Genomic DNA, 24,651 nt, shown 5'->3' on the forward strand with positions numbered 1-24,651 from the left:
ACGCCGCTGACCAGCGGCGTTATTGTCAGGGATAACATTAGGTTGCAGCAACCGGACTGAGGGCAGATAGGGCGACATGAGAAAACTATTTTCATCCTTAGCATTTTCATCCTCTGCAACGACGCCAGTACCGGTCCTCATCGCCGGTACTGCCATTATTGCTACCCGTATCCTCGGCGTATTATTATTGGTTGCGACTCTGGGGTGGGTGGGTACCGGTGAATTTATCAGTGAAAGTCTGCAAAGCTGGGATTTTGGCCTGATCTTCTTGGCCAGTGTGGTGCTATTGCTGTTAGAGATTGTCTGCGGCGCTGCGGTGTGTTATCGCAAGAACTGGGCGCGTTGGTGCTATTTGGCGTGTCAGATTATCGCGAGTGTTTATTTGTTGATGGTATCACTGGACTGGTTGTATTTAGATGTTTTTCGGGTTGAAGGTGATACCGGCAGCGAAATTCTACATAGCCTACTGTTACAGAAGATCCCTGATGTGGTGATTATCGGTTTGCTGTTTTTCCCCTGGTACCGCTATTTCCCTCAGTCAAAATGAGTGTTTAGCGCGGCACAATGCTACAATTCGCCTCATCAACAGCCTCGGCTGCAAATTATTCAACTTCTCAGATTATAACGGTCAATATTAATGCATTGCGCACAGTATACGGCGGGTCGCTGTCGTTCCTGCCAGTGGCTGGATAAACCCTATCCACAACAACTGGCTGACAAACAACATCATTTGGAGAGTCTGCTAGCTGGTCACCCTGTGGTTCAGTGGTTAGCGCCGGTTTTCGGGCGTGAGAACGCTTTTCGTAATAAAGCGAAAATGGTGGTCAGTGGTAGTGTTGAACGGCCGCTATTAGGGATGTTGCATCGTGACGGTACCCCGGTCGATTTATCTGACTGTCCACTCTACCCGGCCAGTTTTGCCCCGGTCTTTACCGTGCTGAAAACGTTTATAGCCCGCGCCGGTCTCACACCCTATAACGTTGCACGTAAACGCGGCGAGCTTAAATTCCTGTTATTGACTGAAAGTACTTATAGCGGTGAGTTAATGCTGCGCTTTGTACTGCGTTCTGAAACCAAGCTGGTGCAATTACGCGCAGCACTGCCATGGTTACAGCAGCAATTGCCTCAACTGGCTGTTATCTCGGCTAATATTCAGCCAGTGCATATGGCAATCTTGGAAGGGGAGCAAGAAGTCCCGTTAACTGAACAGCAGGCGCTGCCCGAACTGTTTAATCAGGTGCCGCTGTTTATCCGGCCACAAAGTTTTTTCCAGACCAATCCTCAGGTTGCCGCCTCACTGTATGCCACGGCACGGCAATGGGTGCGGGAGCTGGATATCAGCAGTATGTGGGATCTGTTTTGCGGAGTAGGTGGTTTTGGTTTGCATTGTGCCAGCACCGAGACGCAACTCATCGGTATTGAAATCAACGCGGAAGCCATCGCCTGCGCACGCCAATCGGCGCAGCAGTTGGGATTAAAGAATGTCAGTTTTGCTGCACTGGATTCCACCCGTTTCGCCACCGCAGAAACGCAAGTGCCGCAGTTGGTATTGGTTAACCCCCCACGGCGTGGCATTGGTGCTGAACTGTGTGACTATCTTGCTCAGATGGCACCTGAATTCATACTCTATTCAAGCTGTAATGCGCAGACAATGGCGAAAGATATCAGCCTATTAGCCGATTACCATATTGAGCGGGTGCAGTTGTTTGATATGTTTCCGCATACCGCCCACTATGAAGTTCTAATCTTACTTACCCTGCGGCCTTGAAGTTGTAGGGTTGTTAGCTACCTTCATTCACCCGAATCACTTACTTGAGTAAACTCATCGGGATGCGTTCGTTTGCCGCCTACCTACAACTGCAATGACTTTGGGGAAGTTATTAAATCAGTTTGGAAACCACTTATCATTGATAGCTTTATATGTCCCATCGGCTTTCACTGCATCAATGGCTTTATTCAACTTCTCCAACAATGCGGTATTCTCCGGGCGTACCGCAATGCCAAGGCCAGTGCCGAAGTATTGTGGGTCGGTCACATGTTCGCCAACTGATGCCAGGTTCGGGTTGGTTTTCAGCCACTCATTCACTACCGCAGTATCACCAAACACCCCATCAATACGGCCATTTTTCAGGTCAATGATGGCATTCTGGTAGCTGTCATAAGCCACCGTCTGAATTTCAGGATGTTTGTCTTGCAAATACTTCTGATGAGTGGTGCCATTTTCCATCCCGATTTTCTTGCCTTTCAGATCGGCAAAAGAACTGAATTTACCTTTTGGTGCAATCACAATGGCGGAGTTTGCATAGTAAGGTTGGGTGAACGCGACCTGCTTGCTACGCTCAGGGGTAATATCCATGCCAGAAATGACGGCATCATAACGTTTGAATTTCAGCGCTGGGATAAGACTATCAAAAGCCTGATTGGTGAAGGTACAGTTGGCCTCCATTTGTTTACACAACGCTTTTGCCAGATCCATATCGAAGCCGACGATTTCGTTATTGGCATCCATTGATTCAAATGGCGGATAGGTGGCTGAGGCAGCAAAACGAATAGTTTCTGCGGCAGTCGCGCTGAAAACCATACCACTTAGTAGGGTTGCCAATAGTAACTTTTTCATGCTTAAACTCCTGTCTGAATTTTTTAAATAAAATGAGCTATTAGTTATTGATTTTATTATAACTGGTGGTTTTTCATCACGTTCTATTCGGATAAATTATGGTATTTACATTGCCATTTTATGAATTTATATGCAAGTAATGTGATTAAAAATTTAATTTTATTTTAATCACTGGAAGGACAGGACAGGCGAGATGTTTGGGTTTGGTTGACATGAGTGCGGTGATCACCTCGCCATGTGGTGCCTCAACCGCCAAGGGGGTTACAAGCGCGTAACCCCTTGGAACCCCTGCGCTTGCGCACGTATCCCCAGCCTGCTTCGCAGGTACCCTCGGCTCATCATTTCGGCTAGCGGACGGCTTTATTATGGCCTCTTTGAGGCTAGCCTCCGGGCCAACGCAAGCGTTGTTCAAAACTGCTTCGCAGTGTTGTCGCGTCCCTGCTCATGACGCCTCAACCCGCCGTCCATGGCGGATTTCCCTTACTCCACTCTTCACTCGGCTGCTCAAATGTGCTTTTAAACATCAAAACCTAAAAACCATGGTTTTGAATTGGCTTTTGACGTTGAGCGCAATCAGGAATGTTGCCGACCAGGAGGGAGGGTAGAGTGAGCGGGCATGGACAAATCTGCCGGGAGCAGATTTGAACGCTGCTAGCAGCGGCCCCGAAGGGGTGAGTTCCAGGGATGGGACAAATTACCCCCGCGAAAAGCGCGCTTGAGCAGGGATGCGAATCGCGCTGGCTCGTTAGCCCGAAAGACGCAGGAGGTTTACCCACAGGGCAATATTTCGCGCAAGCGCGGGATTGCATAAGGGGCCACGCTTATGGCCCCTTTGCCGGTTGGTTCATTGGAGGTCAGGTGAGCTGTGAAGCCCTAACAACCGAATATGATAACTAAACAGCTAACAACCAAATTGGTCACAAAATCAAAAGAATAATCTTAATTGCGCCGCTCAAACGCCAGTGCTCTGCGTTCCACCAATCTCATCAGCAACGTCAGCAAACCATTCACGCACAGATAGACAATCCCGGCGGCACCAAACACCATCACGTCATAGGTACGGCCATACATCAGTTGGCTATAGCCCATAACTTCCATCAATGTGATGGTATAAGCCAATGAGGTACTTTTGAATACCAAGACCACTTCATTGGAATAGGATGATAATGCGCGCTTAAAGGCAAATGGCAGTAGGATGCGTAACGATTGGGCTTTTGACATCCCCAATGCTTCGCAAGATTGCCACTGACCCGATGGAATTGCCCTAACTGCACCGTAGAACAGTTGCGTAGTATAGGCCGCACTGTTCAATGCCAACGCAATCATTGCGCACAACCAAGGTTGCGACAATAAGCTCCATAACCACGGATATTCACGGATAGCGGGGAATTGACCTGGACCGTAATAGATCAAAAAGATCTGCACCAGCAGCGGGGTGCCGGTGAACAGTGTGATATAAATTTTAACCAGTGGCGTGATAATCGGTGTTTTTAGCGTTAACACAATGGTAAACAGCAGCGACAACACCAGTGCCACCAACAGTGATGCAATCGTCAACGTCAGGCTGGTATGCAGCCCTTTAAGGATCTCGGGTAAATATTCCAGCATCAGGATGGGCTCCGTTCAAAACGAGTGGTACGGAGTTCAATCCATTTGAGCACATACTGGCTCAGCAGAGTCACCACCAAGTAGATTGCCGCTGCAATTACATACCAAGTGAAAGGTTCCTGGGTCCGGGTTGCAATACTTTTGGTTTGTAGCATCAGGTCATTGACGCTGATAAGTGACACTAACGCCGTGTCTTTCAGCAGCACTAACCACTGATTGCCCAAGCCTGGCAATGCATGACGCCACATCTGCGGCATGATCAAACGGAAGAAGATGGCCGCCTGACTCAAACCCAATGCCTGACCGGACTCCCACTGCCCGATAGGCACTGCTTTCAGTGCGCCGCGTAAGGTTTGCGAGGCGTAAGCAGAATAGAGCAGGGCGAGTGCGATAACACCGCACAAGAACGGACTCACCTCAAAATTATCGATATTGAGCTTAATGGGTAGCTCAAACAGATAAAGATTCAGGGTAAAACCGTCCGACAGCATCATCAACAACTGGGAGGAGCCGAAATAGATAAACAGGACCACCAGAATCTCCGGTAGCCCACGCAAAATGGTGACCCAGCCGGTAGTCAGGTAGCTGACCACTTTCACCCGTGATGATTCACAGACGGCAAACAGCATCGCCAGAACCAGACCGAGGGCCAGTGCACAAACGGCAAGGCCGACGGTCATACCGGCGGCGCTTGCTAAAGGTTGAAATTCATTCATGGGTGTTTAGATTACTGCTGGAACCATTTTTTATAAATTGTCTGATAGGTGCCATCTGCTTTAACTTTCGCCAGTGCAGCATCTAACTTACCCTGTAACTCGGTGTTGTTCTGACGCACTGCGATACCTAAACCGGTACCGAAATAGTCAGCGTCAGTCACTTTGCCACCCACCGCAGCGAGTTGGTTATTCTGCTTCAACCACTCGTTGACGACCGCAGTGTCGCCAAATACTGCGTCCAGACGGCCATTTTTCAAATCAAGAATAGCATTCTGATAGCTGTCATAAGGTACGGCGGTAATCTCAGGGTGTTTTTCCATCAGGTATTTCTGATGGGTAGAACCATTCTGCATCCCGACTCGTTTGCCTTTCAGGGCCGCCAAATCAGCCACTTTACCTTTCTCAGCGATAAACAGTGCGGAGTTATCGTAATAAGGTTTAGTAAAGGCTACTTGTTTTTGGCGCTCAGGGGTAATGTCCATACCTGAAATCACCGCATCAAAACGTTTGAATTTCAGGCTTGGGATCAAGCTGTCAAAGGCTTGGTTGGTAAAGGTACATTCGGCTTGCATCTCTTTACACAGCGCATTAGCCAGATCGATATCGAAGCCCTGCATTTTATTATTAGCATCAATAAATTCGAATGGCGGGTAAGTGGCTTCAGCCGCGAAACGGATAGTTTCCGCGGCAGAGGCGGACAGACTGATACTGGCAAGGACGGCCGCTATTATTAATTTTTTCATCGCAAATTCCCAAATAGATATCAATGTGACAGATAGCTGGCAAAAGCTTCGGTTGTTGGTTGTGTAAAGTGGCTGGCATCACCTTGTTCCACCACATGACCGTTTTCCATGTAGACCACACGGCTGGCCGTTTTGCGGGCCACTTCAACCTCATGGGTAACAATCACCTGAGTGATGCCGGTGCCAGCCAATTCACGGATGATACTGACGATTTGTGCGGTAATTTCCGGGTCAAGTGCCGCTGTGGGTTCGTCAAACAGCAAAACTTGCGGCTCCATCATCAACGCGCGGGCAATCGCCACTCGCTGTTGTTGGCCACCAGAAAGGTGCAGGGGGAAGCGGTCAGCAAAATCAGTCAAACGCAACCGTGACAGCAGCTTCTGCGCCCGTGCCATGGCTTCATCTTTTGATAGACCCAGCACACGGCAAGGGGCTTCAATCAGGTTTTGTACCACTGACAGATGTGGCCAAAGATTATATTGCTGAAACACCATACCCACATTTTGGCGCAATTCGCGAATCGCTTTTGCACCGGGAGCCTGAGTAAAGTCGAAGTGATTACCGGCGATCTGCAAAGTCCCTGAACGGGGCATTTCCAACAGATTGAGTACGCGCAGTAATGAGCTTTTACCTGCACCGCTTGGCCCTAATAGCACTAAGGTCTCGCCGGCCGGGCAGTCTAATGTAATGTCGAACAGCGCCTGATGTACGCCGTAATAACAGTTAATTCCGTTAAGTTGAATACTCATGCGCCAAATCTGAATAGCCAATGATGCGGTGAATGGTAACTTCCGCGGCATACTTATGCAATCTTTGTGCGTTAAAATTTATTAATAACCAGAATAAACCCAGCAAAACAGCATAACATTTGGATTTGACTGATATCCGAGGGAATTTGTCACGCGATGCATAAATCTGACAGAGCTATCCCCGTTATCTTTCAAATTGCAGGGGTGTTGGCTGCTCTCGCCAACCCGAATCACTTACCAGTGTAAGCTCATCGGGATGCACTCTTTTGCCGCCTACCTGCAATCCGAAATCTATAGGGGATACTCATTTTCTTTCAAATTGCAGGGGTGTTGGTGGCATTTTGGGCTGGTTAGTGATCACCCAGTAGCTGCCGCAAGCTCCCTGCCGATGCAGATACCCCCATAAAACGGATATCGTCGACAACCCAGCATGTCCCTTCACGTATCATCAGCACTTCGTCTTGCCACATCACCGATTGGCCACCTGCAGTTTGATGCGTCAAATTAACCCGCAGCGGAATATTTCTGGCATCGGTATTGGGAATGGTTGAGGCACTGGCAACGTCGGCACTGGTACTCCCTTCCCGCAGGCTGGTGAAAATATCGCCGTTTATGGTTTGAGTTTTATTCACCTGGGTCGTAGTGCGGTTGCCAGTCTGTTTTCTGGCAATCTGAATTTGTTCGTACAACGCCTGACTCAAATAAGGGCGAAATTGGGCCGAGAGATTATCATCAGGCAAGCCACTTTGATGACCAATTTGTTGCACGCGGAGGTCATAGAATTTTTGCGCTACGGTATCCGGCCCACCTTCAACACAAGGTGCAGTACGGCTGCTGATATCCTTATAAGCGGGATCAACGGTGCTGGTACAGGCGCTAAGTAGAATGGCAAGAGGAAGAACAACGGCAATATTTTTCTTTTTCATATGATGACCTTAGGTGAAAGAATCTGTTATGAAAGTTATTTCAGTATATACCCAAAGTCATCAGAGTTGCAGTTGGTCAGTAAATCAACCATTTCCACCAATTTTTACCTAGGGTGCTGTTTTACTTAGCGCATAACTTACCGTGCTCTTTCAGCCAGCGGGCGGTACGGATAATCCCTTCGTCCAGTGAGACAATGGGCCGATAGCCTAATTCTTCTTCAGCTCGGTGGGTATCCAACGTTAGATCAAAATTGAGCTTAGCGACGCCATAATGTGTCAGCACCGGCTCTTTTTCTGCTTTATTCCCCAGTTTCTCCATGGCTCTGGCCATGATATCCATCATCGGGTAGGGCACGGAGCGGATACGGCATGTCATATCCAACTCTTCCAGTAAATGTTGCACGATGGTGCGCAACGGGCGGGGCTGCTGATTGGTAATATTATAAGCGCGACCGGACAGCGTGTTCTCACGTTGAGTCGCCAGCCACATCGCATGCACTGCATTTTCCAGGTAAGTCATATCCACCAACGCATTACCGCCACGGGGTAACAGCAAAGTGCCATAATACTTAATCATCTGTAACAGGCGCGGCAGCATCACGGTGTCGTGAGGGCCAAATAACCCCTGCGGACGTAAAATAGTGAAATGGGTTTGTGGATTGGAAAGTGCTAATTGTTTGATAACCTCTTCACCGGCAGCTTTACTGCGGGCGAACTCGTTAGCAAAACGTGCCGGGCGGAAGTCCTCCTGAATATTTCGATGGTGGTGATAATCGAAATAGATAGCAGGTGAGGAGATATGAATAAAATTCTCCACACCATAGGCTGCGGCCCATTCCCCCAAACGGCGTGTGGCGCGCACATTAGCCAGTTCGAACGCCTGTTCGGTGCCCCAAGGAGAGGTAAAACTAGAGCAATGCCATAGGGTATCGACGTCTGCCAGCATGGCTTTCGCCTGCGAGGAGACCAGGTTTGTCAAATCTGCATGAATAAATTCAGCACCTATTTTTGTCAACAATGCGCCCATCGCCGGATTGTTGCCGGTGGCGATGACTTTAATACCCTGACGACGGAGATATTCAACGGCATTTCGGCCTAACCCACAGGTTGCACCGGTGACCAATACCTTCATAGCGAATTCGGTTCCCACCAAAAATCAGAATGCTAGCGTTTGGAATCATTCGCCCAGCAAATAAGATGCCATTCTTTCGTGAAATGCGGTGCTATGCAATCAGAATCCCCTGCTTACTTGAATTTGCAGCGTTATTAGCTGCAACGCCCATTAAATAGGGGATGCATCACGCCGTTTGATTTAAGGCTCTGATTCGTTGTGCGCGGGTGCGGTAGGTTCACGATCATATTGCTCGGCCAGCGCCGCGATGCGTTTTGCCATTCCCCGGAAAATAAACAGGTGTGCTGGCATCATTACAAACCAGTACAGTAAACCGCTAAAACCGGCCGGATGCCACCACGCCCGCACATCAATGCTTCGGCAGCCACCTAAATCCTTGATAGTAAAAGTGAGACGGCCCAGACCCGGCGCTTTCATGCCGAACATCATGGCTAATTGGCGTAATGGTTTGATTGTAATGACTTTCCAACCATCAATCAGGTCGCCTAATGCCAGTGTTTCCCGCTCTGGGCGGCCATATACCACGCCACCACCGGCGATGTCATCCATCCAGGCGCGGATTTTCCATAACGGATTGCCATAAAAATAACCTTCTTTACCGCCGATTTGTTGCACCACGTGCCACAGCGCCTCACTGGAGGCGGTAGTCGATAGCTGGCAACCGGCCTGTTTAGGGTAAAATCCGTAGCCGGGCCGCCAGCGGGCGCGGGCCTCGGGGTCGTAGCCCCAGTCGGCGGAGTCGACCACTTCATCTTCACGGCGCAGTGTCTCTTTGACCGCGTCGTCAAAACTTATCAGCTGTTGTGGGATAATCGCCTGCAAAGCCTCACCATTGGCTGGTAAATCATGGTTCAATCCGGCAATCAATGCACTGGCAATCGACGTGGGTACCGAGGTGACCAGATTGATGAAATAAACCGAAATAAACCGGGTAGGGAGTGGGATCGGAATCAGCCAACGCCGTTTACCACTGATCGCAATAAAGCGCTCAAACAGGGTCTGATAACTGATGTATTCCGGCCCGGCAACCTCGAAAATTCGGTTATCTTGTGCCGGATGGTTGAGTAATTCAGTCAAATACACCAGCAGGTTATCCAGTGCAACGGGCGAAGATTTAGAACGAACCCAGCGTGGCGGGGTGAGGATGGGCAGGTTATAAACCATATCGCGCATCACTTCAAACGCGGCCGAACCGGGGCCGACGATAATACTGGCGCGCAGTTCGGTGACCGGAATGCCGCTTTGGCGCAGCAGTTCACCGGTTAACTTACGCGCAATCAGATGAGGCGAGCTGTTATCCTCGGGTTGTAATGCACCTAAATAAATAATCTGTTTCACCGTGGGCGATGAGGTTGCGGCGCTGTGTTGTAGCGCCGTTTTCAGATTATTAGCAGCAATACGTTCCTGTTCAATCAAGTCCTGCCCGTCGCCCATACCATGAACCAGATAATAAACGACATCAATATCTTGCAACGCAGCACTGAGGGTGGTTGGCTGATAAAGATCAACGAAGCGACAATCGACTCCCGACCACTGTTGCTCTTTTAACCACTCAATGCGGCGGGCGGCGGCAATAACATGGTGTCCTTGTTGGCTGAGCTTTGGAACCAGGTGCTGGCCGATATAGCCACTGGCACCTAATACCAATATCCGTTGCGGTGTCATGAGCGCTGCTCGGTCAAAAATTCACGCCACAGCGCAACCACTTTCTCCAGATCATGGCGGCTGATATTGAGGTGAGTAATCATTCGAGTTACCGGGCCTGCACTGATCAATATACCGCGTTCACGCATCCAAGGGCCAAGCTTGGCGGCAGCCTCGGCGGATTGCTTAATATACAGTACGTTGGTCTGCGCTCCGGGTGCTGCAATTTCGATATCCAATGCGCGCAGTTGCTGCTCTAGCCATATTGCATTGTCATGGTCATCTTTTAACCGGCTGACATTGTGCTCTAAGGCATACAAGCCTGCCGCGGCCAGAATACCCGCCTGACGCATACCGCCACCGGTCATTTTACGCCAGCGGCGGGCGCGTTGAATATACTCAGCACTGCCGCACAACAGGGAACCCACCGGTGTGCCCAACCCTTTTGAGAGGCAAATCGTCAGGGTATCGCAATACTGGCTGATCTCGCTTAGTGGCACATTTAAGGCGACGGCAGCATTAAAAATACGTGCGCCATCGATATGCAGTGCCAGTTTCTTCTCTCGAGTCAGCGCCCAAGCTTGCTGTAAATAACGAAGAGGCAACACTTTGCCGCTATGGGTATTTTCCAAACTCAACAGCCGGGTCTGAGCAAAATGAATATCATCGGGTTTGATGGCTGCCAACACTTTATCCAGTGGCAGGGTACCGTCATCATTGGCTTCAATAGGTTGTGGCTGAATGCTACCAAGCACTGCCGCGCCACCAGCTTCATACAGATAGTTATGGGCTTTCTGACCGACAATATACTCTTCACCCCGCTGGCAGTGGGTTAATAGTGCCACCAGATTGGCCTGGGTGCCGGTTGGTAGGAACAGTGCCGCTTCCTTACCTGACAGGCTGGCGGCTTTAGCTTCCAAGGCATTAACCGTTGGGTCATCGCCATAGACATCATCACCCACTTCAGCGTTAGCCATCGCATTGCGCATTGCGGTGTCAGGTTGAGTTACTGTGTCACTACGTAAATCGATCAGCATAATTTTCTCGCGGTCAGAATAAGAAGATATTCTTCATCATAGCCAGATTGATAAAACAAGAAAGGAGTGAAAGGTATTATTTAGCTATTTGGTGAGTAATATTTATCGTGATAACTGATAATTAATTCGAATTGGCATTATTGGCTGATTTATTAGGATTTTTCTCGCTGGGCATAGACCAAACACGAAGATGTATTAATTTCCTCCAGGCATTTGCCTTGTTTATCGGTAAAAAACCGCGTTTCCAGTTCGTGGGCATCAGCCTTATCCAATAATATGAAACCGTATTGCTCCAGCAAGGTATCTATGCCGCGGGTAGTGATACCAAACGTCCACTCTTCGCCAATACTGCGCACACGTTCAACACTCTCTTTTGCGCCATATTCCGGGTTGTGCTGGGGTAAGCCTTCTTCGTCGGTTAATACCGAGAGTTCCGTCAACAGATGAGCGTAAACAAAGTCGCAGATAATTTGGCTACCTTCATTGCAGTAGTCACTTATGGCACTAAACAGTGTTTTTACCTGTTCTGGCTCGAGGTACATCAATAACCCCTCCAGCAGAAACAGGCATTTTTCACCCGCCTGTAACGGGATATCCGCCAGAATGTCCGCCAGACTTTGCAGATTAAAATCAAGGGGTAAAAAAGTTAGATTGGTAGGTGGGGTGATATCGCACTCACGGAGTTTCTCTATTTTAGATTGTTGCATGGCTGGATGGTCTATCTCATAAACCCGGCTATGTTGCAGTGCGTGATAGAAACGAATTGCTCTTGAATCAAAGCCCGCACCCAGAATAAATATTTTACTAAATCGACCCGCGGTTTTCTTAAATAGATCATCGATATACAAGGTTCTGGCGACAATATAAGGGTAAATTCCTGCCGGGGTAGCGATATGTAAACTATCATCGCCCAATAGAAAGGTTTTCTGCATCATAGAAAAGAATGAATGGAAGGTCTGGCTTAGAATAACCGCCACGTAATCATCACTTTTAAAATAAGGCCGTTTATCACCGTATGACTTTGCCCGCAGTAAACAGGTTAATTCAGCCGTATCCGAAGTCCCTGATTTGGCTCTCTTTGACATAATGACACCACCATAAATAAAGTTAGCGTGCTGCTTATATAGCTACTAACAATTATCCTGATAAATAATGGCAACCACTGATTAAAAGACAGTACGCCTCTATTTGCTATTTTGCTGGGTGACGAGTAAAAAATGTCGTTTATGACACATAAAATATAAGGATAATTTCTGTCTCAATCAGAAACTGGAGGGGGGAAACAATGAAAGTGATTAAAAAACCACTTTCATTGCTAATTATTCTGTTACCAGATGGCTTAGGGAATCAGCGGAGCCAGTTGGTTTTTGCCAGCTCGACCACCTCATCGCCACGGCCATTAATGATAGCCCTTAGCATGTAAAGGCTGAATCCTTTGGCTTGCTCAAATTTGATTTGTGGTGGCATCGACAGCTCTTGCTTGGCGGTGACCACATCGAGCAAAACCGGCCCCGGATGAGCGAAAGCACTCTCTAGTGCGGCATCTAATTCGGAGGCTTTCTCGACCCGAATCCCTTTGATACCGGCGGCATTGGCAATGGCGGCAAAGTCTGGATTATGCAAGTCAGTGCCATCGGTCAGATAGCCACCGGCTTTCATCTCCATGGCGACAAACCCCAGAACACTGTTGTTAAACACCACAATTTTCACCGGCAGTTTTAATTGTGCCAGAGTGAGAAAATCCCCCATCAGCATGGTGAAACCACCGTCACCGCATAAGGCAACCACTTGCCTGTCAGGGGCCGTTGCTTGCGCGCCAATGGCTTGTGGCATGGCATTGGCCATCGATCCATGGTTAAACGATCCCAGTAAACGCCGCTTACCGTTCATTTCCAGATAGCGGGCCGCCCATACCGTCGGTGTGCCGACATCACAGGTGAATATTGCGTCATCAGTGGCATGGCGGCTAATCTGTTGTGCCAGATATTGCGGGTGGATGGGTTGATTATCATTGGCGATCGCCAAACCATCCAGATCTTTACGGGTGGTACGGTAGTGCTCTAACGCTTTTTGCAAAAATGTGCTGTCACTTTTGACTTCTAGTTGTGGCAACAGCGCGCTAAGCGTGGTTTTGATATCGCCGACCAGCGCCATATTGACCGGGCAATGCGCACCAATACTGCCGGGGTTGATATCAATTTGGATGATATTGGCGTTGGTTGGATAGAATGCACGGTAGGGGAATTGTGTTCCCAGCAGAATCAGGGTATCGGCATTGAGCATGGCATGATAACCGGAGGCAAAACCAATCAGCCCTGTCATGCCAACGCTGTAAGGGTTATCCCACTCAATATGTTCTTTCCCGCGTAGGGCATGTACTACCGGGGCTTGCAGCATTTCAGCTAACTTCACCACTTCATCGTGGGCGTCAGCACAGCCGCTACCACACATTAGCGTGATATTTTTCGCCTGATTAAGCGTTTGCGCCAAAATGTTCAACTCACTCATCAGCGGCTGAACTAGCGGTAATTTGGGTGTTTGCCACACGATGGCGGCATCTTCTGGTGCAGGTTGTAACGCCACGTCACCTGGCAATACGATCACTGATACGCCGCGATTGAGGATAGCTTGACGCATGGCGATTTCCAGCACCCGTGGCAACTGTTCCGGGTTAGAAACCAGCTCACAATAGTGGCTGCATTCGCGAAACAGTTCTTGCGGATGGGTTTCCTGGAAATAACCACTGCCAATCTCACTGGAGGGAATATGTGCGGCAATAGCCAATACGGGGACATGATTACGATGACAGTCAAACAGGCCATTAATCAAATGCAAATTACCCGGGCCACAGGAACCGGCACAGACTGCTAACTGCCCGGTGAGTTGTGCCTCAGCCCCGGCGGCAAAGGCGGCCACCTCTTCATGGCGAGTACCCAGCCATTCGATAGTGCCCATCCGATGCAGACTATCACTCAGGCCATTGAGTGAGTCGCCGGTTACACCCCATATTCGCTTAACACCTGCTTGTTCCAACGTTTTTGCGACCAGTGTTGCCACAGTTTGCTTCATAGTTGTGTTCCCTCAAGGATTAATGGCGAGTCATTATTCTATGAGGTCAAAGTATGGCGCGTTTGGCAATAATTGCGCCATTAATGGAGGCTAATCGGCATTCAGGCCAGTTGGACATCACCTTGTAACTGGCAGCTACAAGCTAACACATAACCTTGAGCAATCTCTTCTGCTGTCAGCGTCATGGTGCTGCTGGTGGTATATTCGCCATGCAGAATACGGGTTTTACAAGAACCACAAACACCCGCGCGGCAGGCGGCCATCACCGGTACTTTGTGTTGTTCCAAGGCGAATAGCAGGGACGTACCCACCGGGACTTTAACACTGCGCAAAGGATGGCTGATGGTCATCGTCAATTCATTACCGCTATCGACAACGTCGTCACGGGTGCGGAACTGCTCTTTCTGGAAATGATCTGCTGGAACTGATTGTTCGCGGCAATACTGCTCAACCCAATCCATATAGGGCGCGGGCCCACAAGTCATCACCCGGCGGTGGGCAATGTCAGGTGCTACCTGTTGCATTATTTGTGCATTGATTCTACCTGCAACGAACCCATCGCTGGCCTCTGATTCAGCCATCAATGTGAGCTGTAATTGTTGTGGATAGCGCTGTAACAAGGCTTGCCAGCTAGCGGCAAAAATGACATCTGCTGGTGAGCGCACATTAAATATCACCCGGATATCTGCTTGTGCACGCCGTGCCAGTAAGTCACGACACATCGACATCACGGGAGTGACACCACAGCCAGCAGCTAGCATCAGGTAGTGGTCATCATCAGCGTGAGCACAAGTAAAATCGCCCTGAGCATCGGAAAACCACAGGTAATCCCCCACCTTGACTTGCTGGGTCAACCAGCGAGATCCTTCCCCATCAGCTAAACAGCGCACGGTGAGCTGGATAAACGGACTTAAACCGGGTGTCGAGGAAAGCGTATATGCCCGCAACGTTTCATCACTATTGCGAATGCTTACCAAGGCATATTGGCCCGGCAAATAAGGATAAAAATCGTGATTAATTAACCGCAGGCTCCAGACATCGGGTGTTTCTTGCCAGATGGAATGAACTTGCATGCGGTTAGGGCACAGGGCGGTAGGACAGTCGGTTGGGATAAAATCAGCGGTTGGGATAAAATCAGTCATCAAAACCTCACAACGAATCAGGTCATTTTCGGGCAAAAAGCCATTAATAGTGCCCGACCAGTGGCAATAAACCACTCTGGCCGGGCAATGTGCCATTACTTAATGAGCCAAAATATTGACTTAACTCCCCAAAATCGCACTCATATCTTGCTCTACGGTGGTAATAGGACGCATACCAAATTTCTCGTAGAGGATGGCCATCAGGTTGTCAGTCAGGAAACCTGGCGCGGTCGGGCCGGTATAAATATTTTTGACACCCAATGACAACAGGGTCAGGAGAATGACAATGGCTTTCTGTTCAAACCATGACAGTACCAGACTGAGTGGCAGGTCATTGACGGTACAACCCAGTTTTTCTGATAATTTAACCGCCAGCATGATGGCGGAGTAAGCATCATTACACTGGCCGACATCCAGCAGGCGTGGCAAGCCTTCCAAGGTACCAAAATCCAGTTTGTTGAAGCGATATTTGCCGCAAGCCAGTGTCATGATGATGCAATCTTGTGGCACACTGCGGGCAAAATCAGTGAAATAGCTACGTTCTGTACGGCTACCGTCACATCCCCCGACCAGGAATACATGACGCAGCTTTTTAGTGGCGACCAAATCAATAACGGTATCTGCCGCATTCAACAAGGTCTGGCGGCCAAAACCGACAGTAATCAAGTGTTCCAGCTCATTATACGGGAAGCCAGCCATCCCCAATGCCTGTTCAATGACGCGGGTGAAATCTTCCCCATCCAGGTGATTAACACCCGGCCAGCCAACAATACTGCGGGTCCAGATACGATCACCGTAATTGCCTACGTTCGGGTCAATGATACAGTTAGATGTCATTAGGATCGGACCGGGGAATTTGGCGAATTCGGTCTGCTGATTCTGCCAGCCACTGCCATAGTTACCCACCAGATGTGGATAGCGTTTTAACTCAGGGTAGCCGTGAGCAGGCAGCATTTCACCGTGGGTATAAATATTAACGCCGGTTCCCTGAGTTTGCTCCAACAGCATTTGTAAGTCTTTGAGATCATGACCGGAGATCAAGATAGCTTTACCGGCAACCGGGCGCACATTCACCGACGTTGGCTGTGGATCGCCATAGGCTTGGGTTTCGCCGTGGTCCAAAATGGCCATCACATTGAAGTTCATTTTGCCAATACCCATTGCATTATTCAGTAGCGTGTCGACATCACGCGGTTGGGTACCCAACCAGGCCATATAAGCATGATAATCAGCATAAATCTGCTCATCGAACTGCCCCAGGACATGGGCATGTTCCATATAGGCCGCCGCCCCCTTCAGTCCATACAAGCACAGCATGCGCAAGCCGTGGATATCGTCACCGACGTCAGCTTTATCGTTGTTTAGCGCAAATTGCAGCGATTGTTGTTGCAGGGTAGGGATATCGTCGGACAGTAGTTGTAGCTCAGCCAGTGGGTGATCAACCGTGATAGTGCTATCAAGCAAGCGGCAACGAATGGCCAGTGATTGGCGCAATAAGATGGCTTCTTTCGCGTAACCGACGATTCTGTCTGAGTCGAAATTCACATTGGTCAGGGTCGAGAAAAAAGCTCTGGGTGCAAAGCTATCAATCTGATGATCGATAATACCAAGTTCGCGGGCGGTCAATGCCCATGCGGAAAGCCCTTGCAGTACAGCAACTAATAGGTCTTGTAAATCAGAGGTTTCGGCGGTTTTTCCGCACATCCCCTGCGCGTAAGAGCAGCCGTTACCCGCAGGTGTTCGGATAGTTTGTTCACATTGCACACAGAACATAATTATTTTTCCTTTTAAAGTTGCATTTGTAATGCGTGTTTAAAAGCATAGAGGTGCACCCGAGGTTTAAAAAGGCTTTTTTAATGCAACTTTCACTTGTTTTGATTTGGCGCAACTTTTGCTGCGAATGAGAATTTATTCACTATTAGGTAGGAACAGCGCACAGTGAATCGGCTGATCCACGGCGCTGGGTAATAAAGTGATTAAGAAAAGAAAGCGATCAATACCGGGGCCAGTAAGCTTAGCAAGAAACCGTGGACGATAGCGGCAGGGACCATCTCCAGCCCACCACTGCGCTGCAATACCGGCAAGGTGAAGTCCATAGAAGTGGCGCCACATAAGCCAAGCGCCGTGGAGCGGCTACTGCGGACTAAGGTTGGAATCAGCATGATGGCCACTAATTCACGCGCCAAATCGTTAAAGAATGCGGCACTACCAATTACTGGGCCGAACGCATCAGTCAGCAAAATACCAGACAGTGAATACCAACCAAAGCCAGAGGCCATCGCCAGCCCGGTTTTAACCGGCAAACCGATCAGTAGTGCAGCAAGCATACCACCGAGTAAGGCACTGATTGCTACCACAAATGCCACCATGGTGCCACGGCGGTTCAACACTATCTGGCGGAGTGTCATACCACTGTTACGCAATTGAATCCCCACTAAGAACAGCAGGAAAATCAGTGCCAACTCGCTGCCTTTGGCGGCAAACTGCAACCACTCCCATTGGCTTAGACCCAACAGGAAGCCAACAATGACTACGCCGCACAGTTTTAATGACTCTAGCGCCATATGCAGACGTGAGGGTAATGCTTCCTGCCGATGAGTATTCTTCCACGGTATTTTGCGTTCGAGCAAAAACAGTGCGAGCAAATTGGCACAAAAAATACACAGAAAAAAGATGCCGGTGTACTGGAAAATGAGCAGCAGGTTAGCGCTGAGGTTTTCCAAAAAGGCCAAGCTGATCCCCATAAAAAATAAAATAACGTAAACCATCCAGCTTAATAAGCGGTTGATTAATTGAATTAATGGTTTGCGACTAAGTGGGATCAGATAACCAATAATTAACGGCAAAAGTATGATCAACAATCCTGAATACACGAGTTATACCGTCCTATACCCTTCTTCATTGAGGTTACTGTGGTGTTAGCTGCACTTGCCCACCCGAATCACTTATCGATGTAAGCTCATCGGAATGAATGAACCTACTTGAGACTCACCCTGTGAACGAGCATGAATGTTATGCAAATCGGTTCGAGACCGATTAATCATTCGTTTGTGGACTTGTTGTAACGCCAATGACTTTGGTTATCATGAGCAGATGAATAATGAGCTGTGGCGCAATAAGCTATCTAAAATCAGCGGCAGAGTAAAGCAGTACGCACGGGCCGCGGCACTTGACCCGTAAGGTTTTTTTGCGTCTGGCGTCAAGACAATCGACTATGATTGCTGAGTTAACAGTGTTATCTGTAGTATCAGTATGAATAAATTCGCACCGGAGGCGTAGCATGTATCTTGAACGTGTTGATATTGTCGGTTTTCGCGGTATTAATCGTATTTCATTGAGCCTTGACGATAATACTGTGCTAATCGGTGAGAACGCCTGGGGTAAATCCAGCTTATTAGATGCGCTCACGTTGCTGTTGTCTCCCGAACCTCAACTCTATCATTTTACCGTGCAGGATTTTTATTATCCGGCAGGGGACGAGACGGCTAAAGAGCGCCATTTACAGGTTATTTTTACCTTTTGTGAGAAAGACATTGGTCATTGGCACTCCCCACGTTACCGCCATTTAGCCCCATTATGGATAAAAAATGATGATGGTCTGCATCGTATTTATTATCGGGTCGAGGGGGAACTGGCTGATGATGGCACGGTGTGTACCTGGCGTACGTTCCTTGATTTAGAAGGCCAGCCACTGTCTTTGCACGATATTGAGAAGTTGGCACGTGGCGTTATTCGTATCCACCCGGTATTGCGATTGCGTGATGCGCGCTTTATGCGCCGGCTCCGTAGCAGCACCGAAAACAGCCATGCACCTGATAAAGTGGCGTTGAACCAGCAATTGGATCAATTAAGCCGTGAGTTGGTCCGTAACCCACAGAAACTGACTAATTCAGAATTACGCCGGGGCTTGGAGGCGATGCGCCAACTGCTGGAACACTACTTTGCCGAGTCTGGATCGCAGTCCGCCGGTTTGCGTAATCACCGTTATCGGCCACAACCGGAACGTGAAGCTTGGCTGGCCCTCGACAATATAAACCGGATGGTGGCTGAGCCGAACAGCCGCAGTATGCGGTTGATACTTTTAGGGATGTTTTCAACGTTATTGCAGGCTAAAGGGCCATTGAGTCTCGATCCCCATTCTCGGCCCTTGCTACTGGTAGAAGACCCTGAAACCCGCTTGCATCCGATAATGCTGTCCGTCGCCTGGGGGTTGCTCAGCCAGCTCCCTCTGCAACGGATTACCACGACAAATTCCGGTGAGTTAGTGTCATTAGTGCCGATAGAGAGCATTTGCCGATTGGTGCGCGAATCGGCAAAAGTCGCGACTTATCGTATTGGCTCTCGTGGCATGAGCCCTGAAGATAGCCGCCGTATCGCTTTCCATATTCGTTTCAATCGGCCCTCAGCCCTGTTTGCTCGTTGCTGGCTGCTGGTGGAAGGTGAAACAGAGATCTGGTTACTCAATGAGTTTGCTCGCCAGTGTGGTTACCACTTTGAAGCTGAAGGGGTAAAAGTGATTGAGTTCGCTCAGAGTGGTTTGCGCCCGCTGCTTAAGTTTGCCAACCGGATGGGCATTCAATGGCATGTTCTGACTGATGGCGATGATGCCGGTAAAAAGTATGCCGCCACGGTGCGTAATATGGCGGACAATGGGCGCGATCATGAACGGGATCGCCTGACCATATTGCCAGCACCAGATATGGAACACTTTTTATATCGCGCTGGCTTTGATGATGTCTATCATCGGATCTCAGCAATTCCTGCCAATGCCAAAATGCAGCCGCGTAGAGTGATTGAAAAGGCGATTCACCGTACCTCCAAGCCGGATCTGGCTATTGAGGTTGCCAGTCAGGCCAAAGAGAGGGGGGTAGAATCTGTCCCCCTATTACTGAAAAAAATGTTCTCTCAAGTAGTTTGGCTGGCGCGTGGTCGAGCCGATTAGCACCAGATCACTTCAACACGGGTCACGCCACGTCGTGAGTAAAATGCGTGGCTAACGCCCCCTCAAGTTGTGCAAGTAACTCATAGCGGCGGCGATATTCTGCCCGTTTTTTGCTAGCAATATCTTCAATCGGTTTACGCGCGATTTTGGTCGGTAAATTGAAATGGCCTTCTGTGCACGCTACTCCGCCAACAGACAACCAAAAACTGTCATAGTCAGCATGCAATTTCTCTTTTTTCTTGGCCCGATAGCGCCAGTTTTGATAAATGTGCGTTTCATTCCCCACGGCTTTAATTTGTGTTATTCCCATTAACTCTGCCAGACAGCATGCGGCTTCCAATACCAAACGTTTAGGGAATAAACCATGACAAGCTTTAGTGCTGGTGTGAATTGCGCTGTGTGGTGTTCCATTATCGGCACCTTGTAACCCACCAATAAACAATGTTTTTTGCTGTTGATAGTAAAATAGGCTGAAAGTCAGCACCGCCAGCGTTTGCTGTTGCTCATTTGCCAGCATCAGCGTAATTTCTCCTTCCTTATTGAGTTTTGGAATAACACCCAAATAAAGAGAATACTTTTCCTCATTCTTGCCAATTAATTCAGCCAGTTTATAGGGCGAAGTATGCAAGTAGTTGCGACGTAATGCTGCAGGCATACATTGGTTTACCAAGAGGAAATGATCCTGTAGCACCCCCAGTTTTTGGCGATTATTGAACGTGTTAGTCAGATAAGGACGATGCAACTTACAAGGCAAATCGGGTTGTGCGCGCAGTATACTGTTTAGTAACGGTTGTTTTACCAGTACACCCAATAAACGAAAGGTCAGTTTTGGGCTGATAAGGGTCCGGGCGATAAATTTAAGCCGAAACTGCAATTTTTGCCATGAGCCACCCAGAGCCTGACTACCTTTGAATAGCAATGTAATTAACCCCCAACGGTTAATATTGTTGGGGATTGATGCTGTGTTATTGATGTTATGCATGATTAAATCCGTAATATCGCTGTGTTTCTGGCGCTATTCAAACAAACGGGAACTAAACAGAGGCTCAATGCATCTTAGATTTCGCCTATAGCACGGTTGTATTGATATTTGGTTTAGTTAAATGAGAATTTCTGATGCTATTTTCAGCAGATTGAAAAATTGACGAATAGGGAAGGTAATTGATTTGATTCAGTTCAGTCGCAGTCAGCGCCGATGGCTTACCATAATTGCCGTGTTAATTATCGGGGGTTTTTTCCTCATCAGACATCTGACGGCCCCAGCCCCGGTGCAATACCAAACAGTAAAAGTTGCCAATCGTGACTTGCAACAGAATGTTCTGGCAACCGGCAAACTCGATGCGGTACGTAAAGTTGATGTGGGTGCACAGGTCAGTGGCCAGTTGGAAAAACTGTATGTGGAGATTGGCGATCAAGTTAAGCAAGGACAATTGCTGGCGATGATCGACCCGCAACAGGCACAGAACCAAATTAAAGAAGTAGAGGCGACATTACAGGATTTGAATGCTCAGTTGGCACAGGCGAAGGCTGAAATGCAACTGGCCGCGGTCACCCTGCGCCGCCAACAGGATTTGGCAAAATTACAGGTGGTATCACGCCAAGACTTGGATCAGGCCAGTACCACGCTGGCAGTGAAAAAAGCGCAGGTAGAGACGATTAATGCGCAAATTAATAAAACTAAAGCCAGTTTGGATACAGCCAATATTAATCTCGATTACACCAAAATTTCTGCGCCAATGGATGGCGATGTGGTGCAAATCACCACCTTGCAGGGGCAAACAGTGATCGCCGCTCAGCAAGCGCCTAATATTCTGACGTTGGCGGATATGAGCACTATGTTGGTGAATGCGCAGGTATCCGAAGCGGATGTCATTCATCTTAAACCGGGGATGAAAGCTTCATTTACCGTGCTGGGTGATCCTGGGAAACACTTTGATGGGGTGTTAAAAGATATTCAACCAACACCAGAAAAAGTAAATGATGCCATTTTCTACTCGGCACGTTTTGAGGTGCCGAATCCAGATCGCTTATTGCGCCTGCAAATGACTGCGCAGGTTTCAATTCAACTTGCCAATGTAAAACAGGCAATGGTTATTCCGTTATCGGCCTTGGGTGATGAGTTAGGGACTAACCGTTATCAGGTCGCGGTGCTGAAAGACGGTAAAGAAGAGAAACGTGAAGTGACGATTGGTATCCGTAATAACGTTGATGCACAGGTGATTTCTGGTTTGAATATCGGTGATGAGGTCATCGTTAGCCGCGGTGGCACGGAGGAGACGTAATGACGGCATTGCTTGAGTTAAAAGGCATCCGTCGTAGCTATCAGTCCGGTGAAGAGACCGTGGATGTATTGCAGGATGTCTCACTGACAATTAATGCCGGTGAGTTAGTAGCAATTATCGGCGCTTCCGGTTCGGGTAAATCGACGCTGATGAACATTCTGGGTTGTCTGGATAAGCCTAGTGCTGGTGTTTACCGCGTCGCAGGGCAGGATGTGGCGGTATTGGATAATGATGCACTCGCGGCTCTGCGCCGTGAGCACTTTGGCTTTATTTTCCAGCGTTATCATTTGCTGCCGCATCTCAGTGCTGCCCACAATGTCGAAGTACCGGCGGTCTATGCCGGTTTGGGTAAAAATGAACGCCGCGAGCGGGCCAATATGTTACTCACCCGTCTGGGGCTGGGCGACCGTGTCGGGTACCAACCCAACCAGCTATCTGGTGGGCAGCAGCAGCGTGTCAGTATCGCCCGTGCTCTGATGAATGGTGGGCAGGTGATTTTGGCTGATGAGCCAACCGGTGCACTGGATAGTCATTCCAGCGTTGAAGTTATGGCTATTCTGAAACAGCTACAGCAGCAGGGGCACACGGTTATTATTGTGACTCATGACCCTACTGTTGCGGCTCAAGCTGAGCGGGTTATCGAAATAAAAGATGGCCGCATTATGGCGGATTCAGGCTCGAAAACGGTGCAAGCAGTGGCCGCTTCTGAGGCAATTAGTCTGACGCCACCCGCTCCATCATGGCAGCAACTGGCGGGTCGTTTCCGCGAGGCTTTATTAATGGCCTGGCGTGCTATGTCGGCCAATAAAATGCGCACGGCCTTGACCATGTTGGGCATCATTATCGGTATTGCCTCTGTTGTCTCTATCTTGGTAGTTGGGGATGCGGCCAAACAACTCGTTCTTGCTGATATCCGGGCTATTGGCACCAATACTATTGATGTTTATCCCGGCAAAGATTTCGGTGATGACGACCCCAGTACCCGGCAGGCATTGGTTTATGACGACATGGCAGCACTGAAAGCACAGTCCTACGTCAGTGCTGTATCCCCGACCATCGCAGGCAGTATGCGGCTCCGCTATGGCAATATTGATGTTGCCGCCAGCGTATCGGGGGTCAGTGAACAGTATTTCCGTGTATATGGTATGAAACTCGAACAGGGAACGGCCATTACCCGTGAGCAGGTTGAACGCCAGTCGCAAGTTGCTGTTATTGACCGTAATACCCAGCGCCGCTTGTTCCCGCATATGAAAGACGTCGTAGGGCAGGTCATATTGGTGGGGAATATGCCTGCCACCGTGGTTGGGGTGGTAGAAGAAAAGCAATCTATGTTTGGTAGCAGTAAAGCGCTGCGAATATGGGTACCTTACAGCACCATGGCGAGCCGTCTGATGGGGCGTGCCTACTTTGATTCGATAACTATCCGCATTAAAGAGGGGTATAGCAGCAAAGAAGCTGAGCAGCAGCTAGTGCGGTTGTTGACGATGCGCCACGGCAAGAAAGACATATTCACCTATAACATGGATAGTTTGTTGCAAACGGCGGAAAAAACTACCCGTACCATGCAATTGTTCCTGACACTGGTGGCAGTAATTTCATTAGTGGTGGGGGGAATTGGGGTGATGAATATTATGCTGGTTTCGGTGACCGAACGCACTCGAGAGATTGGTATTCGCATGGCTGTAGGGGCGAGATCCAGTGATGTTATGCAGCAATTCCTAATTGAAGCGATTCTGGTTTGCCTGGTCGGTGGAGCTCTGGGTATCACGCTATCCTTTGCCATCGGTCTGGTTGTAGAGATGTTTCTGCCTAACTGGCAGATAGCTTTCCCGCCGGTTGCATTGTTCAGCGCATTTTTGTGCTCTACAGTGATAGGTGTTGTGTTTGGTTATCTACCGGCCCGCAGTGCTGCTCGACTAAACCCGATTGATGCATTAGCTCGAGAATAAATTGGCTCGAGAATAAATTAGCTGGTGAATAGATCAGTCAAAGGATTGAACTTGGTTCATATGGCCGCATATTAGAAGTATGAGAAATAAAAATG

Annotated in this window: 23 protein-coding genes; 6 read left to right on the top strand and 17 right to left on the bottom strand. The window is 48.8% G+C overall.

Annotation, left to right across the window (positions count from 1 at the left end; genetic code table 11):
• The first annotated feature begins 76 nt into the window (after positions 1-76).
• Both A6J66_002785 and rumB read left to right on the top strand, forming a co-directional pair.
• Positions 77-547 carry a DUF2593 domain-containing protein gene (locus A6J66_002785; protein PNM23209.1) on the top strand — a complete coding sequence of 157 codons (471 nt, stop codon included), beginning with the start codon at positions 77-79 and terminating at the stop codon, positions 545-547.
• Positions 548-637: 90 nt separating this feature from the next.
• Positions 638-1,768: a 23S rRNA (uracil(747)-C(5))-methyltransferase RlmC gene (gene rumB / locus A6J66_002790; GenBank protein ID PNM23210.1), complete on the top strand. Its 1,131-nt coding sequence runs from the start codon at positions 638-640 to the stop codon at positions 1,766-1,768.
• A 117-nt stretch (positions 1,769-1,885) separates the two neighbouring features.
• Here rumB and A6J66_002795 read toward each other — a convergent pair whose 3' ends face one another.
• The 7 genes from A6J66_002795 to A6J66_002825 all read right to left on the bottom strand — a co-directional run bounded on the left by A6J66_002795 (position 1,886) and on the right by A6J66_002825 (position 6,433).
• Positions 1,886-2,617: an arginine ABC transporter substrate-binding protein gene (locus A6J66_002795; protein PNM23211.1), complete on the bottom strand. Its 732-nt coding sequence runs from the start codon at positions 2,615-2,617 to the stop codon at positions 1,886-1,888.
• Between the two features lie 145 nt (positions 2,618-2,762).
• The gene (locus A6J66_002800) at positions 2,763-3,029 is read right to left on the bottom strand and encodes a hypothetical protein (protein ID PNM23212.1); all 267 of its coding nucleotides are present in this window, start codon (positions 3,027-3,029) and stop codon (positions 2,763-2,765) included.
• A 118-nt stretch (positions 3,030-3,147) separates the two neighbouring features.
• Positions 3,148-3,393, bottom strand: coding sequence for a hypothetical protein (locus A6J66_002805; GenBank protein PNM23213.1), 246 nt, complete (start codon positions 3,391-3,393; stop codon positions 3,148-3,150).
• A 163-nt stretch (positions 3,394-3,556) separates the two neighbouring features.
• Entirely contained in the window at positions 3,557-4,225 is a 669-nt protein-coding gene (gene artM / locus A6J66_002810; GenBank protein ID PNM23214.1) for an arginine transporter permease subunit ArtM, read from the bottom strand.
• Positions 4,225-4,941, bottom strand: coding sequence for an arginine transporter permease subunit ArtQ (locus A6J66_002815; protein PNM23215.1), 717 nt, complete (start codon positions 4,939-4,941; stop codon positions 4,225-4,227). Before A6J66_002815 ends, artM begins: the two co-directional genes overlap by 1 nt.
• A gap of 11 nt (positions 4,942-4,952) precedes the next feature.
• A complete protein-coding gene (locus A6J66_002820) occupies positions 4,953-5,684 on the bottom strand; it encodes an arginine ABC transporter substrate-binding protein (GenBank protein PNM23216.1) in 732 nt (243 codons plus the stop codon).
• A 20-nt stretch (positions 5,685-5,704) separates the two neighbouring features.
• Complete coding sequence (locus tag A6J66_002825) at positions 5,705-6,433, bottom strand: arginine ABC transporter ATP-binding protein ArtP (GenBank protein PNM26873.1); 729 nt, start codon at positions 6,431-6,433, stop codon at positions 5,705-5,707.
• A gap of 156 nt (positions 6,434-6,589) precedes the next feature.
• Here A6J66_002825 and A6J66_002830 point away from each other — a divergent pair, with 156 nt between their 5' ends.
• A complete protein-coding gene (locus A6J66_002830; GenBank protein ID PNM23217.1) occupies positions 6,590-6,679 on the top strand; it encodes an AAA family ATPase in 90 nt (29 codons plus the stop codon).
• A 104-nt stretch (positions 6,680-6,783) separates the two neighbouring features.
• Here A6J66_002830 and A6J66_002835 read toward each other — a convergent pair whose 3' ends face one another.
• The 9 genes from A6J66_002835 to A6J66_002875 form a co-directional block, all read right to left on the bottom strand.
• The gene (locus tag A6J66_002835; GenBank protein ID PNM23218.1) at positions 6,784-7,359 is read right to left on the bottom strand and encodes a lipoprotein; all 576 of its coding nucleotides are present in this window, start codon (positions 7,357-7,359) and stop codon (positions 6,784-6,786) included.
• Between the two features lie 121 nt (positions 7,360-7,480).
• On the bottom strand, positions 7,481-8,491 hold the full coding sequence (locus A6J66_002840; protein PNM23219.1) for an NAD(P)-dependent oxidoreductase: 1,011 nt from the start codon (positions 8,489-8,491) through the stop codon (positions 7,481-7,483).
• A 180-nt stretch (positions 8,492-8,671) separates the two neighbouring features.
• Positions 8,672-10,156: a DUF2867 domain-containing protein gene (locus tag A6J66_002845; GenBank protein ID PNM23220.1), complete on the bottom strand. Its 1,485-nt coding sequence runs from the start codon at positions 10,154-10,156 to the stop codon at positions 8,672-8,674.
• Positions 10,153-11,172 (bottom strand): low-specificity L-threonine aldolase, encoded by a 1,020-nt coding sequence (locus tag A6J66_002850; GenBank protein PNM23221.1) that lies wholly within the window; start codon positions 11,170-11,172, stop codon positions 10,153-10,155. The genes A6J66_002845 and A6J66_002850 overlap by 4 nt, the downstream gene beginning before the upstream one ends.
• Before the next feature lie 152 nt (positions 11,173-11,324).
• A complete protein-coding gene (locus A6J66_002855; protein PNM23222.1) occupies positions 11,325-12,257 on the bottom strand; it encodes a class I SAM-dependent methyltransferase in 933 nt (310 codons plus the stop codon).
• A 262-nt stretch (positions 12,258-12,519) separates the two neighbouring features.
• The gene (locus A6J66_002860; protein ID PNM23223.1) at positions 12,520-14,241 is read right to left on the bottom strand and encodes a ubiquinone-dependent pyruvate dehydrogenase; all 1,722 of its coding nucleotides are present in this window, start codon (positions 14,239-14,241) and stop codon (positions 12,520-12,522) included.
• A gap of 101 nt (positions 14,242-14,342) precedes the next feature.
• On the bottom strand, positions 14,343-15,383 hold the full coding sequence (locus A6J66_002865; GenBank protein ID PNM26874.1) for an NADH oxidoreductase: 1,041 nt from the start codon (positions 15,381-15,383) through the stop codon (positions 14,343-14,345).
• A gap of 120 nt (positions 15,384-15,503) precedes the next feature.
• On the bottom strand, positions 15,504-17,087 hold the full coding sequence (gene hcp, locus A6J66_002870) for a hydroxylamine reductase (GenBank protein PNM26875.1): 1,584 nt from the start codon (positions 17,085-17,087) through the stop codon (positions 15,504-15,506).
• 272 nt (positions 17,088-17,359) lie between these two features.
• Complete coding sequence (locus A6J66_002875; protein ID PNM23224.1) at positions 17,360-18,256, bottom strand: DUF340 domain-containing protein; 897 nt, start codon at positions 18,254-18,256, stop codon at positions 17,360-17,362.
• 407 nt (positions 18,257-18,663) lie between these two features.
• Here A6J66_002875 and A6J66_002880 point away from each other — a divergent pair, with 407 nt between their 5' ends.
• A complete protein-coding gene (locus A6J66_002880; protein ID PNM23225.1) occupies positions 18,664-20,325 on the top strand; it encodes a DUF2813 domain-containing protein in 1,662 nt (553 codons plus the stop codon).
• A 22-nt stretch (positions 20,326-20,347) separates the two neighbouring features.
• On the opposite strand, the gene A6J66_002885 is transcribed toward A6J66_002880, so the two are convergent.
• Positions 20,348-21,307, bottom strand: a complete 960-nt coding sequence (locus A6J66_002885; GenBank protein PNM23226.1) for a DUF535 domain-containing protein — start codon at positions 21,305-21,307, stop codon at positions 20,348-20,350.
• A gap of 184 nt (positions 21,308-21,491) precedes the next feature.
• On the opposite strand from A6J66_002885, the gene A6J66_002890 reads away from it, so the two are divergent.
• Together A6J66_002890 and A6J66_002895 are read left to right on the top strand one after the other, a co-directional pair.
• Positions 21,492-22,607, top strand: a complete 1,116-nt coding sequence (locus A6J66_002890; protein PNM23227.1) for a macrolide transporter subunit MacA — start codon at positions 21,492-21,494, stop codon at positions 22,605-22,607.
• Positions 22,607-24,556 carry a macrolide ABC transporter ATP-binding protein/permease MacB gene (locus A6J66_002895; protein PNM23228.1) on the top strand — a complete coding sequence of 650 codons (1,950 nt, stop codon included), beginning with the start codon at positions 22,607-22,609 and terminating at the stop codon, positions 24,554-24,556. The genes A6J66_002890 and A6J66_002895 overlap by 1 nt, the downstream gene beginning before the upstream one ends.
• The last annotated feature ends 95 nt before the right edge of the window (positions 24,557-24,651 follow it).

Origin of the sequence: Yersinia enterocolitica (genome assembly GCA_002082245.2) — a bacterium.
Lineage (GTDB): Bacteria > Pseudomonadota > Gammaproteobacteria > Enterobacterales > Enterobacteriaceae > Yersinia > Yersinia enterocolitica_E.